Source organism: Candidatus Sphingomonas colombiensis (assembly GCA_029202845.1).
GTDB lineage: Bacteria > Pseudomonadota > Alphaproteobacteria > Sphingomonadales > Sphingomonadaceae > Sphingomonas > Sphingomonas colombiensis.
In genome coordinates, this window is record CP119315.1 from 880,448 (window position 1) to 896,246 (window position 15,799).

13 protein-coding genes are annotated in these 15,799 nt (G+C 66.1%); 5 read left to right on the top strand and 8 right to left on the bottom strand.

All coding sequences use genetic code 11. The annotated features are described in order from the left end of the window. Nucleotide 1: 1 nt before the first annotated feature. Complete coding sequence (locus P0Y64_04105; GenBank protein WEK44023.1) at nucleotides 2–412, top strand: cupin domain-containing protein; 411 nt, start codon at nucleotides 2–4, stop codon at nucleotides 410–412. On the opposite strand, the gene P0Y64_04110 is transcribed toward P0Y64_04105, so the two are convergent. From P0Y64_04110 to P0Y64_04125, 4 genes are read right to left on the bottom strand one after another with little or no spacing between them, the layout of a single operon-like run. Continuing rightward, the gene (locus P0Y64_04110; protein WEK44024.1) at nucleotides 413–1,066 is read right to left on the bottom strand and encodes a DsbA family protein; all 654 of its coding nucleotides are present in this window, start codon (nucleotides 1,064–1,066) and stop codon (nucleotides 413–415) included. Then, entirely contained in the window at nucleotides 1,063–1,647 is a 585-nt protein-coding gene (locus P0Y64_04115) for a TetR/AcrR family transcriptional regulator (GenBank protein WEK44025.1), read from the bottom strand. Before P0Y64_04115 ends, P0Y64_04110 begins: the two co-directional genes overlap by 4 nt. Continuing rightward, nucleotides 1,647–3,296, bottom strand: a complete 1,650-nt coding sequence (locus tag P0Y64_04120) for a sulfatase-like hydrolase/transferase (GenBank protein WEK44026.1) — start codon at nucleotides 3,294–3,296, stop codon at nucleotides 1,647–1,649. The genes P0Y64_04115 and P0Y64_04120 overlap by 1 nt, the downstream gene beginning before the upstream one ends. Next, nucleotides 3,293–3,676 (bottom strand): hypothetical protein, encoded by a 384-nt coding sequence (locus P0Y64_04125; protein ID WEK44027.1) that lies wholly within the window; start codon nucleotides 3,674–3,676, stop codon nucleotides 3,293–3,295. The genes P0Y64_04120 and P0Y64_04125 overlap by 4 nt, the downstream gene beginning before the upstream one ends. A 127-nt stretch (nucleotides 3,677–3,803) precedes the next feature. Between P0Y64_04125 and P0Y64_04130 the strand changes: the two genes are divergently transcribed. Then, entirely contained in the window at nucleotides 3,804–4,892 is a 1,089-nt protein-coding gene (locus tag P0Y64_04130; GenBank protein WEK44028.1) for an MBL fold metallo-hydrolase, read from the top strand. Here the strand turns inward: P0Y64_04130 and P0Y64_04135 are convergent. From P0Y64_04135 to P0Y64_04150, 4 genes are all read right to left on the bottom strand, one after another. Beyond that, nucleotides 4,889–5,350, bottom strand: a complete 462-nt coding sequence (locus tag P0Y64_04135; protein ID WEK44029.1) for a nucleoside deaminase — start codon at nucleotides 5,348–5,350, stop codon at nucleotides 4,889–4,891. The two genes, P0Y64_04130 and P0Y64_04135, sit on opposite strands and share 4 nt — an antisense overlap. Beyond that, nucleotides 5,347–6,795 carry an amidohydrolase family protein gene (locus P0Y64_04140; GenBank protein ID WEK44030.1) on the bottom strand — a complete coding sequence of 483 codons (1,449 nt, stop codon included), beginning with the start codon at nucleotides 6,793–6,795 and terminating at the stop codon, nucleotides 5,347–5,349. Before P0Y64_04140 ends, P0Y64_04135 begins: the two co-directional genes overlap by 4 nt. Before the next feature lie 105 nt (nucleotides 6,796–6,900). After that, nucleotides 6,901–9,153 carry a TonB-dependent receptor gene (locus P0Y64_04145; protein ID WEK44031.1) on the bottom strand — a complete coding sequence of 751 codons (2,253 nt, stop codon included), beginning with the start codon at nucleotides 9,151–9,153 and terminating at the stop codon, nucleotides 6,901–6,903. Between the two features lie 341 nt (nucleotides 9,154–9,494). Next, nucleotides 9,495–10,424, bottom strand: a complete 930-nt coding sequence (locus P0Y64_04150) for a tetratricopeptide repeat protein (protein WEK44032.1) — start codon at nucleotides 10,422–10,424, stop codon at nucleotides 9,495–9,497. A 136-nt stretch (nucleotides 10,425–10,560) separates the two neighbouring features. On the opposite strand from P0Y64_04150, the gene P0Y64_04155 reads away from it, so the two are divergent. Genes P0Y64_04155 through P0Y64_04165 form a run of 3 tightly spaced genes read left to right on the top strand, consistent with a single transcriptional unit; the run spans nucleotide 10,561 to nucleotide 15,795 of the window. Further along, nucleotides 10,561–13,086, top strand: coding sequence for a cyclic nucleotide-binding domain-containing protein (locus P0Y64_04155; protein ID WEK44033.1), 2,526 nt, complete (start codon nucleotides 10,561–10,563; stop codon nucleotides 13,084–13,086). Then, complete coding sequence (locus P0Y64_04160; protein WEK44034.1) at nucleotides 13,086–13,979, top strand: hypothetical protein; 894 nt, start codon at nucleotides 13,086–13,088, stop codon at nucleotides 13,977–13,979. Before P0Y64_04155 ends, P0Y64_04160 begins: the two co-directional genes overlap by 1 nt. A 4-nt stretch (nucleotides 13,980–13,983) precedes the next feature. Further along, entirely contained in the window at nucleotides 13,984–15,795 is a 1,812-nt protein-coding gene (locus P0Y64_04165) for a cytochrome c3 family protein (GenBank protein WEK44035.1), read from the top strand. Nucleotides 15,796–15,799 lie beyond the last annotated feature (4 nt).

The window sequence follows — 15,799 nt, forward strand, 5'->3', positions numbered from 1 at the left end:
CATGGAATTGAAACGCATCGGCACCCAGCCGTCCCAGGTCGGCCCGGCCGCATATTTCACCGGCGTGGTCCGCATCGACCCGCTCAACGCGCCGCCCGCGCCCGCGCGCCACTCCTGCGCGGCGGTGACGTTCGAGCCCGGCGCGCGGAGCAACTGGCACACCCATCCGCTCGGGCAGACGCTGATCGTCACGGCCGGCTGCGGCTGGACGCAATGCGAGGGCGAGGAGATCGTCGAGATCCGCGCCGGCGACGTGATCTGGTGCCCACCCGGTCATCGCCACTGGCACGGCGCCACCCCGACCACGGCGATGACGCATATCGCGGTGCAGGAGGCGCTCGACGGATCGGCGGTTACATGGATGGAGCCGGTAAGCGACGCGCAATATTCGCCAGGGCCGCCGCGCGACTGATCAGGCGCGGCGCGCCAGCCCGGCCTGTTCCATCCGCCAGACCATCTGGTCGAAGCGATCCTGCCCGAAGAATGGCTCGCCGCCGAACGCCATCAACGGCACGCCATAATGGCCCGCCGCGCGCTGATCGGCCTCATTCACCTCGATCGCGGCGGCGAGGCGCTCGCCGTCCGCCGCCAGCACCGCATCCATCTCCGCCAGATCGAGCCCCGCCTCGACGGCGGCGCGGGCGAGATGGTCGCCCTCATGCCAATTGTCGGTCGTCCCGCTCCAGATCAGACGGCTGATCGCCGCGATGAACCCCAATCCGCGCCCGCGCTCGGCGGCGAGCTGACCGAGCCGGCTCAGGCGATGGATATACGGCTGCTCCTTCGGATAGGTGCGGGTCGCGAAATCCATCACCACCGGATCGGGGCGTGGCCAGCGATAAGGCAGGCCGAGATATGCCGCCGTCCGCACCGTATCGCGCATCAGATAGCTCACCCACAACGGATCGCCGTTGCTGAAGAACTCCGGCTGGCGCACCGCGATCGGCCGCACGATGCGGACATTGCAGCACACGTCGAAATCGCGCTCCAGCGCCACCAGCCGCGGCGTGACGAGATAGCTGTACGGCGATCGGAACGACCAGAAGCAATCGAAGGCGAGCGTCATCGCACATCCTCCTCCCGTTGCGGCAACAGCCGCGTGATGCCGCGCGACACCACATCGCGGGCGAGCGCAGGCGACAGATGCTGATCCAGCCGCAGCCGCTGCCACGTCTCGAAACTCAGCAGCAGGTCGATCGTCTCCAGCCGCACCGCATCCGCCGCGATCGGCGCCGGCAACAGCCCAACCAGACGCTCACGCATCGTCGCGAGCACCCCGGCATGGTGACGCTGGATCGTCTCGGACGCATGGCGATGCACATCGGCGGCGCGCTTGTACGGCATCAGCCGTTCATAGGTTTCCAGCCGCCGCTCGAGCATCTCGTCAAGCTGCCCGCGCCAGTCCGGCGCGGTGAACGGATCGAGCCAGTTCTGATATTCACGCGCCATCCGCTGCGCCATTCCGGCGTAGATCGCCTCCATATCGGCGAATTGGCGAAAAACGGTGCGCAGCCCCACCCCGGCGCGCGCGGCGATCTGCTCGGCGGCGGGGGTGACATGCCCCTCCCCGACCAACGCGACCATCGCCTCGATGATCCTGCGCCGGCTTTCCTCCGATCGCTTTCGCCGTCCGTCTTCCGCTGCCATCAATTCGACCAATAGATATATGTCTCGCCCTTGCGCGGTGTCGTACCGAGCGGACGGTCGATCGCAATGGGCGAGCGAAACAGCGCGGCCCATGAAGGCTTCGCCTGCTCGGCGTCATGGCGACGGATCAGCGCGGTCAGCCGCTGAACCTCCGCCGGATTGGCCGCCGCGCCGTCGCGTTGTTCGGTCGGATCGCCGTTGAGATCATAGAGCAGCGACTGGCGCGGGATGTCGAGGATCTGAAGCTTCGCGTCGCCATCGCGCACGGCCTGATAGGCGCCGCTTTTCCAGAACAAGGTGCGCTTCGGCATCGGTTCGCGACGGGCATCGACATAGGGCGCAAGGTCGATCCCGTCGATCACGCGATCCGCCGGCGGCTGAATCCGGGCGGCGGCGGCAGCGGTGGCGAAGATATCGAAATGGCTCACCGTGCCGTTCACCCGCGTGCCGGCGGCGATCCGCGCCGGCCAGCGCATGAACAGCGGCACCCTGATCCCGCCCTCGAAAAAAGTCGCTTTCCAGCCGCGATACGGGCGATTGATCTCCGGCAACCCGATATAATGCGCGCCGCCATTGTCGCTGGTGAAGATCACAAGCGTGTTGTCGTCCAGCCCGCGCTCCTTCAGCGCCTTCACCACCTGCCCCACCCCGCGATCGAGCGCGCGGATCATCGCGGCATAAACGCGGGTGCGATGATCGGGGATCGCCGACAGCGCGTCATAATCGCTCTTCAGCGCCTGAAGCGGCGTGTGCGGCGCGTTATAGGCGAGATAGAGGAAGAACGGCCGGTTGCGATTGGCGTCGATCGCGCGGACCGCCTGATGCGTCAGATAATCGGTCATATAGCGATCGGGGTGAAACCGCTCGCCGCCGTTATACTGGACGCTGAACGGCAGATTGGCCCAGATATATTTGTCGATCGGATCGAAATCCTGTTTCGAGTTGACGACTTTCGGATCGCTCTCGCGCGCATACATCTGGCCGCCGATGATGAAGCCCAGGCTCTCGTCGAAGCCGCGCTGTTCGGGGCGCATCCCCGGTTCCCCGCCAAGATGCCATTTGCCGAGATGGATGTTGTGATAGCCGCCGGTGCGCAACAGGTCCGCGATCATCCGCTCGCTGGTAGGAATGCCCTTGGCATCGGGCGGGGGATCGTTGTCGATCGCCGCCTTGTCGAGAATCGTCTTATACTGCCAGTCGCTCGGGAAGCCCGCGACCGTCTTGGCGAAGCGCGTGTCGGTCGGGGTGAACTCAAAGCCGAAGCGCGTCGGATAGCGCCCGGTAAGCAACGCCGCGCGCGATGGCGCGCAGGTGGCGTTGCCGGCATAGGCCTGCGCAAAGCTCACGCCCTGCTGCCCTATCGCGTCGATATTTGGTGTCTTGAGCAGCCCGCGCGCCACGCCGCCGCCATTGAAGCTGATATCGTTGAAGCCAAGATCGTCGGCCACGATCAGCACGATATTGGGCGGCCGCCTTTCCGGCGGCAGCGCAGGGCTCGCCGGGCCGGGCTGCCACGCGATCTCACGAAAAGGGGCGACGTGCGGGGCAAGCCAGCCCGGCAGGTGCAGCAGGACATAGTCCTTCGCCGCGAACCCCGCGATCGCCGCGACACCGGCCGTGCCGAGCGCGAGCTTCTTCCAACGCTTCACCCGCGTGCGTCCGAAAAAGTGCGCCGCGCGAGCATCAGGATCGCAATCATCACCGCCTCCACCACCATCGGCGGGAAGGCGGTGGCGGGGGCGCCATCGGCGACGAGGCTCACCGCGCGCCCGACGATCGCGATCGAAAGCAGCGCGATCGGCACCATTAGCGGCGCGCGATCGTTTCGCGATGCCGCGAGCAGCGCCGCTGCCCCGCCGACGACGAAGAAGGCGGTGAAATCCGCGCGCAGCGTCGCCATTCCCTGCGTGCCGAGCGGCTCCAGAAAGAAGCGCTGCGCCGATCCGGCCGGATCGATCAGAAAACCCAGCCCCAGCACGATGTTGAACAGCGCCACCAGCGCAACGAGTACGCGCGATACCTGCGTCACAGCTGCATCCTCCCCTCTTGTTTTATCGCGCGATCCTATCACGGGTTTCGCCCTGCGCAAGATATCGGCATTGATAATGCCATAATATCGCCTATCCTCCACGCGGACGGGATGGGGGAGAGATCGGATGCGGCACGCGATCAGCTGGGCGACGGGCGGGGTGGCGCTGGCGGCCGTGCTCGCGGTGGCCGCCTTTCCGGGCGCGATCGGGCGCGGGGCCGCGCGCGTCGCGATCGAGCGGCGCGCCGGCGTCGACGCGACGCGCGCATTGCCCGATGGCCTCCATGTCGCGCTATGCGGGACCGGCTCGCCGATGCCCGATCCGACGCGCGCCGGGCCGTGCAGCGTGGTGATCGCGGGGCGGCGCATGTTCGCCGTCGACGCGGGCGAAGGCGGCGCGCGCAACATCATGCTGATGGGCATCCCCAATGGCCGGATTGAGGGGGTGTTCCTCACCCATCTTCATTCGGATCATATCGACGGGCTTGGGCCGGTGCTGCTGCTGGCCTGGACCGGCGCGGGGCGCACCCGCCCGCTTCCGGTTTACGGCCCGGCGGGCACCGATCGCGTAGTGGCGGGGTTCAATCAGGCCTATGCGATCGACGCCGGTTTCCGCACCGCGCACCACGGCACGACGATAGCGCCGCCCTCCGGCACCGGCGGTGAGGCTTTGCCCTTCGCGCTGCCGCCGAAGGGCGATTGGTCACCCGTCACGGTGTTCGAGGGCGATGGACTGACCGTCACCGCCTTCCGCGTCGATCACGGCCCGGTCGAGCCGGCGGTCGGCTATCGCTTCAGTTACAAGGGGCGGTCGATCGTGTTCAGCGGCGATACCAGCCCGACGCCCTCGATCGTGCGGAACGCGCGTGGCGCGGACCTGCTGGTCCACGAAGGGCTGCAACCCCGGCTCGTCGGGCTGATGACCGAAGCGCTGGATCAGCGCCGGCAGACCGCGCTCACCCAGATCACCCGCGATATCCTGAACTATCACACCTCCCCGGAGGACGCAGCGGCGGAGGCACAGGCGGCGGGGGTGAAGCACCTCGTCTTCAGCCACAATATCCCGCCGCTGCCGTCGCGGTTGATGTATCCCGCCTTTCTCGGCGACGCGCGCCAACGCTTCGGCGGCACGATCATGGTGGGCGAGGACGGGATGGTGCTCAGCCTGCCCGCCGGCGGCACGGGGATGGAATTGCGGCGCTGGTCGGTCCGTTAGGGTCGCCACGCGGCATAGATTGCGGGCCGGGCGGAATCGTCCACCCGCACATGCCGGATACGCATCCGCTGCTCCGCAAAGGGCAGCGCCAGATCGGCATAGATCGCAGCGGTGGAAAGGCCGAACGGCGCGGCGTCCTCGTTCGAATAAGCGAAGGTCACCGCCTCGACCCCCGCCATCCGCATCGCCGCCATGCACATCGGGCATGGGTGGCCGCTGGCATAGACCGCGCATCCCGAAAGATCGGGCGACGCCAGCGCCCGGCTCGCCGCGCGGATCGCGCCCATCTCGGCATGCGCGGTGGGATCGTTGGTGGCGAGGATCTCGTTGACGCCGGTGGCGATCACCGCGCCATCCTTCACCACCAACGCGCCGAATGGGCGACCGCCGCGCGCGACATTCTCGCGCGCCAGCTCGATCGCGGCGCGCAGGAAGCGTTGCTCCGCGCCCGCCGTCATTTCGCCGCTTCGGCGTTCCAGCGCGCGACCTTCGCCTTCGCCTCCGCGAGCAGCTTATCGAGCGCGGCGCGATCCTCCACCCTACCCCGCATCACAACCGTGTTGACCGTGCGGGTAGCCGCGATGTCCTCCAGCGGATTGCGATCGAGCAGCACCAGATCGGCCTGCTTGCCCACCTCGACCGAGCCATAGCGATCGAGCACGCCGAACCACTTCGGCCCCGCGCGCGTCGCGGCGGAAAGCGCCTCGGCCGCGGTCAGCCCGTTCTCGACATAGAGCGCCAGTTCCTGATGCAGCCCCAGCGCGGGATAATCGAACGAATTGAGGAAGCCCGCATCGGTGCCGGCCATGATCGTCACGCCCGCCTTTTGCAGCAGCGGCATCACCGCCGCCGTCTGGCGATATTGGCGGTGCCGCGCCTCGATCTGTTCTGGCGTCGCCTTGGCCGCGCGATCGATCCGCCACTGATAGGTCTTGCGCAACCCCGGCCCGATATAAGCGAGGAACTCGTCCTGCGAATGATCGTCGCTGTCGAGGAAGGCGAGCAGCCGTTCGATATTGAGCGTCGGCGTGACGAACACGCCGCGATCCCGCAGCTTCGCGTATGACGCCATCGCGGTCGTCTGATCGAACCCCGCGTCGAGCTGGGTCTGTGCGCCCGCGCGATCGATGCGGCCGGCGGCGAAATCGGCGGCGATCCGCGCCTCATCCTTCACGCCGGCCTTATAAGCGTAGCTCAGATGCTCGATCGAACTGATCCCGGCATCGACCGCCTGCCCAACGGTGAGCGCCATCGGGATATGCCCGGACACACGCAGACCCGCCGCGCGCACATGGCTGACGGCATAGAGGAACAGCTCCGGCTTCAGCGTGCTGTCGGTGATCTTGACGAAATCGACCTTGAGCGCGCCCAGCTTGGCGATCGCCTGATCGACATCGGCTTCGGAGCCGGTTTCCAGCGTGCCCTTCCACACCGGCTTGATGCCCTCGATCTTCGGGCCGGAGCTGAGCAGACGCGGACCGAACAACTTGCCCTCGGCAATCTCGCCGCGCCAGTTCAGCACGTCATAGGGCAGGTCGCCGGAGGCATCGCGCACGGTGGTGATGCCGTAAGCGACATAGAGCGGCAGCAGCGCCTTATTCTCTTCGATCAATTCCGGGCCGCCGCCGAAATGGACGTGCATGTCCCACAGGCCGGGGATTAGATAGCGCCCCTTGCCCTCGACCTGGCGGCGCGCGCCCCACGCCTTCGCCACTTCGGCATCATTGCCGACCGCGACGATCCGCTCTCCGACCGTCGCCACCGCCTGATCCGCAATCGTCCGCGCATGTTCGACGTCCACCACCGTCGCGTGGCGGATCAGCACGTCCGCCATTTCGCGCGCGGACGCCTCACCCGGCAACAGCGACACCGCCGCCGTCAACGCCACAAATGCAAATTTCACCAGCCCGATTCCTTCTCGTTCGGGGCGGCTTTGCAACATCGGGCGTGGCCCGTCCAATATATGGTGCGGGCGCCGGGGCGGAAAATCACCCCGGCGCCCGATCACTCAATAGCGGATACGCGCCTCGATCGAGATGGTGCGCGGCGGCGCCACCATCACGACGTGGCTGTTGTTGCCCAGCAGCGGCGTGTTGAACGCCTGACTGATGATCACCTCGCTCGTCAGGTTGCGGCCGACCAGCGCAACCTCCCACTTGTCGTTACTGCCGCGTACGCCAACCCGCGCGTCATAGCGCGTATAGGCCGGCTGGCTGTTCAGCGGGTTGAGATCGCCCTGCATATAGGACGTGCTGGTATAATCGGCCGAACCGCGCGCCGACACGATCACGCTGTCGCCCGCCGGCACATCGACCTGCATGAAGCCCGATCCCTTCCACTCTGGCGCACGCACCAGCGGCGAACCCGCCAGATTGTTGGTCGCCGGGGTGCAGGTTACCGGCGCATTATAAACGCACGGGCCGCCCGGATAATTGTTGTACTTCGCATCGAGATAGGCGCCCGCGAAGCCCATGCTGAGCACGCGGTTCGGGCGGAAGCGCGTATCAATCTCGACGCCCTGCGCGGTCGCCTCGGCGGCGTTGCCGGTGATGAATGCGGTGCCGTTATACGACGAGACCTGCAAGTTGTGGAACTTGGTGCGGAACAACGCCAGGTCGATATCGAGCCGGCGGTTGAGCAGCCGCATCTTGGTGCCCAATTCCCAGGCGCGCGCGCGCTCTGAATCGAAATCGAACCGGCCCTTGTTGTTGTTGATGTTATACAACAGCAGGCCGTCGTTCGAGATGAACCCACCGCCCTTGGTGCCGGTCGCATAGCTCAGATAGGTCGAGATCTGCTTGTTGAACTCGTAGCGCATGCGCAGCGAGTAATCCCACAGCTTTTCCTTGCGCTCGCCCGAGATGTCGTAATCCAGGTTGTTCGCCGGACGCCGCGCGCCGTTGAACACGCTCTGCGCACGCGCCGACTTGTCCTCATAGCTGTAACGCAGGCTACCGTTGAACTTCAGATGGCTCGAAAGATCGGCATCGAGGATGGCGTATGGCGACAGCGACCAGGTTTTCTGATCGAACGGCCGGTGCGCCACGCCATCCGGCACGGTCGCCACGCCGGCGGCGATGCCGGTATAGGTCACGTCCTGCAGGATGCTCGTGTCGGCATGGGTATAAGTAACGCCAACCGTGGCGCGCAGCCCGTCGACGATGCTCTTCGCCGCGCGCACTTCCTGCGAGAATTGCTTGGTCTTCTCCGCCTGCAGCGTGTTGAGCAGCGGCAGACCGCCCGGAACGGTGTTGAAGGTGCGCCCGGCATCAATCTTCTGGAAGGCGGTGATCGATGTGATGTTCCAGTCGGCCGGGTTCCAGTTGAGCGTCAGCGACTGCGTGTTCGACCGGGTGATATCGGTTTCGGCCGGATTGCCACGGCTGGTGCGCCAGAAGCCCGGATATTCCTGTGCATTCGCGCCGCCGCTCGCCGCGCGGACGAGGTTGCACAGGTTGCAGCTCGCCGAACCGATGTTGTTGTAAACCGCGTTGGAGCCATCGATCTCGTTGCGGAACGCCTCGACCTTCAGCAACGCCTCGAAATTGGCGGTCGGCTGCCACAGCACCTGCGCGCGGCCGGAGAGATATTTCGAGCTATTGTCCTTCCGCCCGGTCAGGCGATTGTCGATATAGCCATCGGTGCGCCCGGCCTGCCCGCTCAGGCGGATGGCGAGCGTATCGCTGATCGGCGTCGAGACATAGGTGCTGGCGTTGAAGCCGCCCTGCGCCAGCTCACCACCGATCCGCGCCTCCGCTTCGAAATTGCGCGTCGGGCGACGCGTGATGATGCTGATCGCGCCGGCGTTGGTGTTCTTGCCGAACAGCGCGCCCTGCGGCCCGCGCACCACTTCGACACGCTCGACATCGAGGAACGGCACCTGCAGCGAACGCGCGCGGCTGGAATAGACGCCATCGACGAACAGGCCGACCGATTGCTCGAACGCGAGATTGCTCGAACCCGAACCAAGGCCACGGATGGTGATCGCGTAATTGCCGTTGGTATTGTCGATCTGGAGGTTGGGCACGGTCGACTGAAGATCGGTGAACTGGCGGACCCCCTGGTCCTCCATCCCCTTGCCGCTGACCACACCGACGGAAATCGGCACTTCCTGCAACGTCAGCTTCTGCTTCGTCGCGGTGACGACGATATCGGGCAGCCCGCCGTCATCGGCCGCGCTGCCGGCCTGAGCATAAGCAGCCGGCGCGAGCGCAATCAGTGCGCTTCCAGCCGCCAGCATGGTGAAAAATCCTGTCCGCATTGTCCCCTCCGAATTCACGGTTTGACCCCCTCCATCCTTTTTTTTCGGCGCGTTCCGCGCTCTGGCGAGGCTGATAGCAACCGCGCCAAAAAGCTTCAAGTCCTAAGGATAATTTGGAAATATCTAGCCAGAATAGAATGATAACAGTCCATTCGTGCGACACGCCAATCGCGCGATCGCGCCGGGCGAGGTTATCGACGGGTAAGCCGCGCGCGCCCGCCGTATATCCCGCCGACGCGGCATGGACGTGCCGCGCGCGTTCCAGCCGAACGCGCGCACGATAATCATCGGAGGCTAAATCATCACCCGAACCAGGCGGTCGGCGCCATCCCGGCCGCCGCTCAGACCCCCGGCACACCCAATATGCGCGCCGCGTCGGCGATCTGCGTGGACTGGCCCGGATTGGCGGCGCGCGCAGCCTGATAAGCGGCCTTCGCCTTGTCCGCCTCACCCAGCGTCATCCGGCTGCGCATCAACATCACCCAGCCATCGACGTTGCTCGGATCCGCCTTCAGCTTGGCTTCGAGGCTCGCCAGCATACCGCCGACCATCGCGTCCTGCTCGTGCTTGGGCAGCGCGGTCGCGGCGCGCATCTGTTCGCGCGTCGGGCCGGGGATGGCGGCGGTCGCGCCGGGCAGCGCGCCCCCCATCGGCGGATGCGGCGCGACCGGCTTCACCGCCGCGAGCCGCGTGGCGACATCGATATTGTTGATCTTGCCGACCTGTTCGATCGTGCGGCGCAGATCGCCCTCCCACGGCGCGCCGGGCGGCGTATCGGCGAGTAGCGCCAGCCAGTCGCGGATCGCACCCTCGTGATCCTGCGCCAGATCCTTGCGCACCGCGAGGAAATAGCGCGCGCGGGGGTCTTTCGGATCGATCGCCACCGCCTTGTCGAACGCCGTCGACGCCTCCGCCGGCATCGGATCGCGCTCGCTTGCCATCACCAGCGCCTCGCCGAGCGACGACCAGAAGGTCGCATTCCCCGGCGCCAGCTTCGTCGCGTGGCGATAGGCATCGGCCGCATCGGCATGACGGCCGCTTTCGAAATAGCTCCAGCCGAGCTTCTGCCAGCTTTCGACATCCGAGGGGTTGGCGGCGACGCGCTCCTTCAGCCCGCGAACGACCGCTTCGGGTTCGTCTGGCTGCTGCATCGCGGGCGCCGCCACGGATGCGGGCACGGACCGGTTGCGCAGCGCGTTATAGCCGACCGACCCGGCCGCCACGCCGATTCCACACGCCAGCAACACCCGTCCGAGCGTCCACGCCGCCATTTCTCGCCCCCAAACGCTTCGTTAAGACATGTGCTGTCTAGCCTCGCGCGTTCAAAATGATAGATCATTACGTAGGCGTGTCGGGCTGGGGGGCTTTTCCAGGACGCGCGCTGCGGGCAGCCGGGGGAATAAGTCGTTGAATGAGCGCGTGCGCATCGCGATCGTCGGATCGGGGCCGGCGGGGCTCAGCGCAGCCGCGCACGCCGCACAGCTTGGCCTGTCGCACTTGCTGCTCGAAAAGACCGATCACCTTTCCGATACGATCTTCAAGTATCAGAAGGGCAAGCATGTGATGGCGACGCCCAGCCAGCTGGTGCTGCGTTCCGATTTCGATTTCGACGCCGGTAAGCGCGAGGCGATCCTCGGCCGATGGAACGAACAGGCCGCCGCACAGGGCATCAACGTCGCCTATAATGCCGAGGTGAAGGCGATTGTCGGCACCGGCGATCCGATCCCCGGCAGCATCCAGAAGATCGTCGAGCGCAAACGCGACGGCACCAGCGAAACGCGCGAGATCCAGCGCCTCGCCCCACCCTATCGCCTGACGCTGACGGACGGGCGGGAAATCGTCGCCGATGCGGTGATCATGGCGATCGGCACGCAAGGCAATCCCAATCTGATGCGGTGCGCGGGCGCGGAGCTACCGCACGTTCAGTATCAGCTGGACGATCCGGCCGCGTATAACGACGAACATATCTTCGTCATCGGCGGCGGCGATGCGGGGATCGAGAATGCGCTTGGCCTCGCCGCAGACGAGGCGCAGGCCAATATCGTCACTCTGGTCAATCGATCCGCCGAATTCGCCACCGCCAAGGGCGCGAACGTAAAGGCGCTGATGGCCGCCGGCGAGGCGGGCCGCGTGACGATCATGACCGAAAGCACCACCGCGAAGATCGAGCCCGGCTATATCACGCTCGACAGCCGCGATGGCGAGGTGAAGATGCGGTGCGATCGGATCATCGCGCGCATGGGCTCGGCCCCGCCGCGCGGCTTCGTCGAATCCTGCGGCATCGAATTTACCAGCGGCGACCGCCTCGCCTTCCCGAAGCTTTCGCCGATGTTCGAGACGACCGCGCCGGGGATCTTCGTGATCGGTGCATTGGCGGGCTATCCGCTGATCAAACATTGCATGAACCAGGGCCATGACGTGGTCGAGTTCGTCAACGGCAATACCGATCTGAAACCCGCCGACGAGCCGATCCTCGCCGCCAAATTCGCCGGCCTGCCGGAAAAGCGCAGCGTCGCGGAATGGCTGGAGTTCCTGCGCGGCAACGTCTCGATCCTCGAAGGGCTGTCGTCGCTCCAGATGCGCGAGTTCATGCTCGACAGCGAGGTGCGGGCCTATCGCGCGGGCGAGGTGATCTTCGAAAAACACGATCCCGGCTCCTCCTTGTTCGGCGTCGCGCGCGGGCAGGCGCTGGTCGAGGTCGGGCCGGGCACGAACGTGCCGATCGGGCAGGGATCGATCTTCGGCGAGGTCGGGCTGATCTCCGGCCGGCGGCGCGGCGCGACGATCCGGGCCGGCGAACCGTCGATCATGGTGGAGGTGTCGCGCACGGCGGCGCTGAAGCTCATGTCATCCAACCCGCCGGCCAAGCGCGCGATCACCCGCATCTCTACCGAGCGGCAATTGCTCCAGATGTTCGGCGCGGGCCTGACCCCGACCGATCTGGTCGAGGTGCTCGACACCGCCGAAATCATGACGGTGAAGGCGGGCGAGAAGATCCTGACCGAAGGCGATCTGGGCACCGACATCTACGTCATCCGCGTCGGTTCGATGATCGTCGAGAAGATGGTCGGCGGAAAGAACGTCTTCCTCTCCTATCTCCCGGCCGGCAGCTATGTCGGCGAGATGGCGCTGATCTCAGGCGCCCCGCGCAACGCCACCGTCAAGGCGACCGTCCGTTCCGAAGTGATCCGCTTGAACGGCGACGCTTTTGCCCGATTGATGGCGGCCAAGCCCGCGTTGCTCGAACGCGCGCGCCGCGACATGGCCTCGCGGCAGGATCTCAACGCCTTCATCGAAAGCCGCAAGGACAGTTTCTCCACCGTCGTCGACATGTATTCGGAAACGGCGAAATTCCTCGTCGATAACGGCATCGGCGAGGCGACCGACGTGCTGCTGATCGACGAGAATCTCTGCGTCGGCTGCGACAATTGCGAAAAAGCCTGCGCCGACAGCCATGACGGGCTGTCACGGCTCGATCGCGAGGCGGGGCGCACCTACGCCCATCTCCACGTCCCCACCTCCTGCCGGCATTGCGAGCACCCGCATTGCATGGCCGATTGCCCGCCGAACGCGATCCATCGCGGCCCGGATGGCGAGGTGTTCATCGACGATAGCTGCATCGGCTGCGGCAATTGCCAGCGCAACTGCCCTTATGGCGTGATCCGCATGGATAGCGTGCCGCCCGAAAAGCCGGGGCTGCTGCAATGGCTGTTGTTCGGCGCGGGGCCGGGGCCGGGCGAGCCATCGAAAAAGTGGCGTTACAAAAATGCCGAGCCGGGGGTCGAAAAGCCCAAGAAGGCGATCAAGTGCGACATGTGCTCGGGCATCGAGGGCGGCCCGGCCTGCGTCCGTGCCTGCCCGACGGGTGCCGCGATCCGCGTCGCGCCGGAGGATTTCCTCACCGTCGCGCGGCTCGATCGGCAGGCCGGCTGATGGCGACGAATGCCGCCGCCGCCCGCACGCCCGCGCGCCGCAATCGTGGCGAGACGCTGCACGACGGCTTTTTGCGCCACGCCGGCTTCCGCTGGCTGAAGATCGCGACATTGCTGTCGCTCACCGTGATCGCCAGCTATCTGCTGATCGACGTGACGCCGCGCCACAATGGCGGCAGCTGGTACGGTTATACGCTGGGCACGATCGGCGTGCTGCTGATTCTGTGGCTCACCATGCTCGGCGTGCGCAAACGGGCGATGACGCGCGGGCGCTGGTCGCTGAAGGCATGGACCTCGGCGCATGTCTATCTCGGCCTCAGCCTGATCGTCATCGCCACGCTGCACACCGGATTTCAGCTCGGCTGGAACGTCCACACGCTCGCCTATGCGCTGATGCTGCTGGTGATCGCGTCGGGCATTTTCGGCATTACCGTTTATGCCGTGCTGCCCGCCGCGCTCAGCAACAATCGCGCGGAGATGACGCAGGGGCAGATGCTTGACGCGATCCGCGCCATCGATCGCCAGCTCCACGATGCCGCCCAGCCGCTGCCGCACGATCAGGCGGCGCTGGTGCGGCATGTCGCTCGACGACGATCCGTTCGGCGGCGGGCATTCGTCGCGCGGCTTTCGGGGCAGCTATCCGCGCTGCGCCAGCGCGCGCGCGCAGGCCGCGCTGCGCCGCTGGACCGGCGACCGCACCCGATACCGGGCACCGAACCGCTGGAGCGGATCGATGCGTTGCTCGAACGCAAGCGCGCGATGCTCGCCCGGTTGCGGCGGCATCTGAAGCTCAAGGCGCTGCTGGAGATTTGGCTCTACGTTCATGTCCCGGCTACGTTCGCACTACTCGCCGCGCTCACCGCGCATATCGTCAGCGTCTTTTTTTACTGGTGAGCGCGTGAGCTTCCTTGTCCGTCAGATCAGCCTCACCGCCGATGGGCGGGAGATCGTGCGCACCGCCACGATCGCGAAGCCGCAGCTTTCGCTCGGCCGCGCGGCGGAGAATGATATCCACCTGCCCGATCTGGCGCTTGAGCCGGATCATGCGCGCATCGAGCGGATCGATCCACGCACGGTGCGCGTCCGCGCGACCGGCACGCTGGGCTTCGATCTCGATGGCCGTCCCGTCCTCCGCGCGGATATCGACCCCACGACTGGCGGTGAATTGCGCTTCGGGGGCCATCGCATCGCGGCGTCGCAAGGCGAGGATGGCGTCACCGTCCTGACGGTCCGCCGCGTCGATGCGGTGTCCGAAGCCTCCGCCGAACGCGAGGAGGCACAGGCATTCTCGCTGCGCGGCCTGTTGCCGGGCAAGCGGCTGACGGCATGGGGCGCCGCGATCGCGATTCTGATCGGCTTCCTCGCGATCCCGATCTGGAGCTTCGCGATGCGCCCGGCCGATGCGCCACCGGGCGCGCACCGGATCATCGGCGACAAATCATGGTCGGTCGGCCCGCTCAGCAAGGCGCATCACGCGCTGGAGGGGCAATGCGAGTCCTGCCATCAGGAGGCGTTCGTCTCCGTGCGCGACAATGCCTGCGTCGCTTGCCACAAGGACGCGCACGAGCATGCTCCCGCCGATCGCCTCGCCACAGCGCGCGCGGTGCCGGGGCTCGGCGGCCAATTGCTCAACAAGGTCGCCGCGACCTTCAACAAGCCGCCCGAGGGCGCATGCGTCGATTGCCACCGCGAACACGAGGGCGCCGGCCCGATGCAATCGACCCCACAGGCATTCTGCGCGGATTGTCACGGCACGCTCAGCGATCGGCTGAAGGATACCAAGCTCGCCAATGCCGCCGATTTCGGGACCAGCCATCCGCAATTCCGCCCGCGCGTCCAGACCGTGCCGGGCAAGCATCCGACGTTCGAGCGCCGATCGCTCGATCGGCCGGTCAGCGACGATAGCGGGCTGAAATTCCCCCACGACATCCATCTCTCCGCAACCGGCGGTGTCGCCAAGATGGCGCGGACGATGAAGGCCGAGCACGGTTTCGGCGACGCGCTGGCATGCAAGGACTGCCACAAGCCAACCGCCGATGGCGTGCGCTTCCTGCCGGTCAACATGGAACGCGATTGCCAGATGTGCCACAGCCTCGGCTTTGAGACGATCGGCGGCACCGTCCGCACGCTTCGCCACGGCAAGCCTGAACAGGTGATCGCGGACCTGCGCGCTTATTATCGCTCGACCGCACCCGCCCGCCCGATCGAGCTTGGCGGCATGGCGAGGCGCCGGCCGGGCGAATATGCCGAGGGCCGCATTTATCACGCCTATTTCGGTGCTGCCGCGACGCGGCCGGGCGGCGCGGACGCAGCGATCAAGGCGGTCTTCTCAAAGGGTGGCGCCTGCTACGACTGCCATGTCGTGACGCCGCCGGGTACGAATGGCGCGACCAACTGGCAGGTGCTGCCGGTCAACCAGCCGATGCGATATATGATGGATGGCTGGTTCAACCATGCCGCGCACAGCACCGAAAAGTGCGAGACATGCCACGCCGCGCCGAAATCCAAGGTCGCGACCGATCTGCTGCTGCCCGGCATCGCCACCTGCCGCACGTGCCACGGCGGCGAGCAATCCAAGGCGGACGTGCCATCGGGCTGCGCGATGTGCCACAGCTATCATGCGGGCGACGGCGCGCCGTGGCTGCCCGCCTCGAGGCGCACGAAGAAAGAAGACGCGGACAGGCCGAAAAGAAGCCGCCGAGCGACATGAGGGG

Excerpts from the sequence above, each read along its gene's own strand:
- P0Y64_04105 (WEK44023.1), top strand. The coding sequence starts at position 2 with ATGGAATTGAAACGCATCGGCACCCAGCCGTCCCAGGTCGGCCCGGCC.
- P0Y64_04110 (WEK44024.1), bottom strand. The coding sequence starts at position 1,066 with ATGACGCTCGCCTTCGATTGCTTCTGGTCGTTCCGATCGCCGTACAGC.
- P0Y64_04115 (WEK44025.1), bottom strand. The coding sequence starts at position 1,647 with ATGGCAGCGGAAGACGGACGGCGAAAGCGATCGGAGGAAAGCCGGCGC.
- P0Y64_04130 (WEK44028.1), top strand. The coding sequence starts at position 3,804 with ATGCGGCACGCGATCAGCTGGGCGACGGGCGGGGTGGCGCTGGCGGCC.
- P0Y64_04135 (WEK44029.1), bottom strand. The coding sequence starts at position 5,350 with ATGACGGCGGGCGCGGAGCAACGCTTCCTGCGCGCCGCGATCGAGCTG.
- P0Y64_04145 (WEK44031.1), bottom strand. The coding sequence starts at position 9,153 with ATGCGGACAGGATTTTTCACCATGCTGGCGGCTGGAAGCGCACTGATT.
- P0Y64_04150 (WEK44032.1), bottom strand. The coding sequence starts at position 10,424 with ATGGCGGCGTGGACGCTCGGACGGGTGTTGCTGGCGTGTGGAATCGGC.
- P0Y64_04160 (WEK44034.1), top strand. The coding sequence starts at position 13,086 with ATGGCGACGAATGCCGCCGCCGCCCGCACGCCCGCGCGCCGCAATCGT.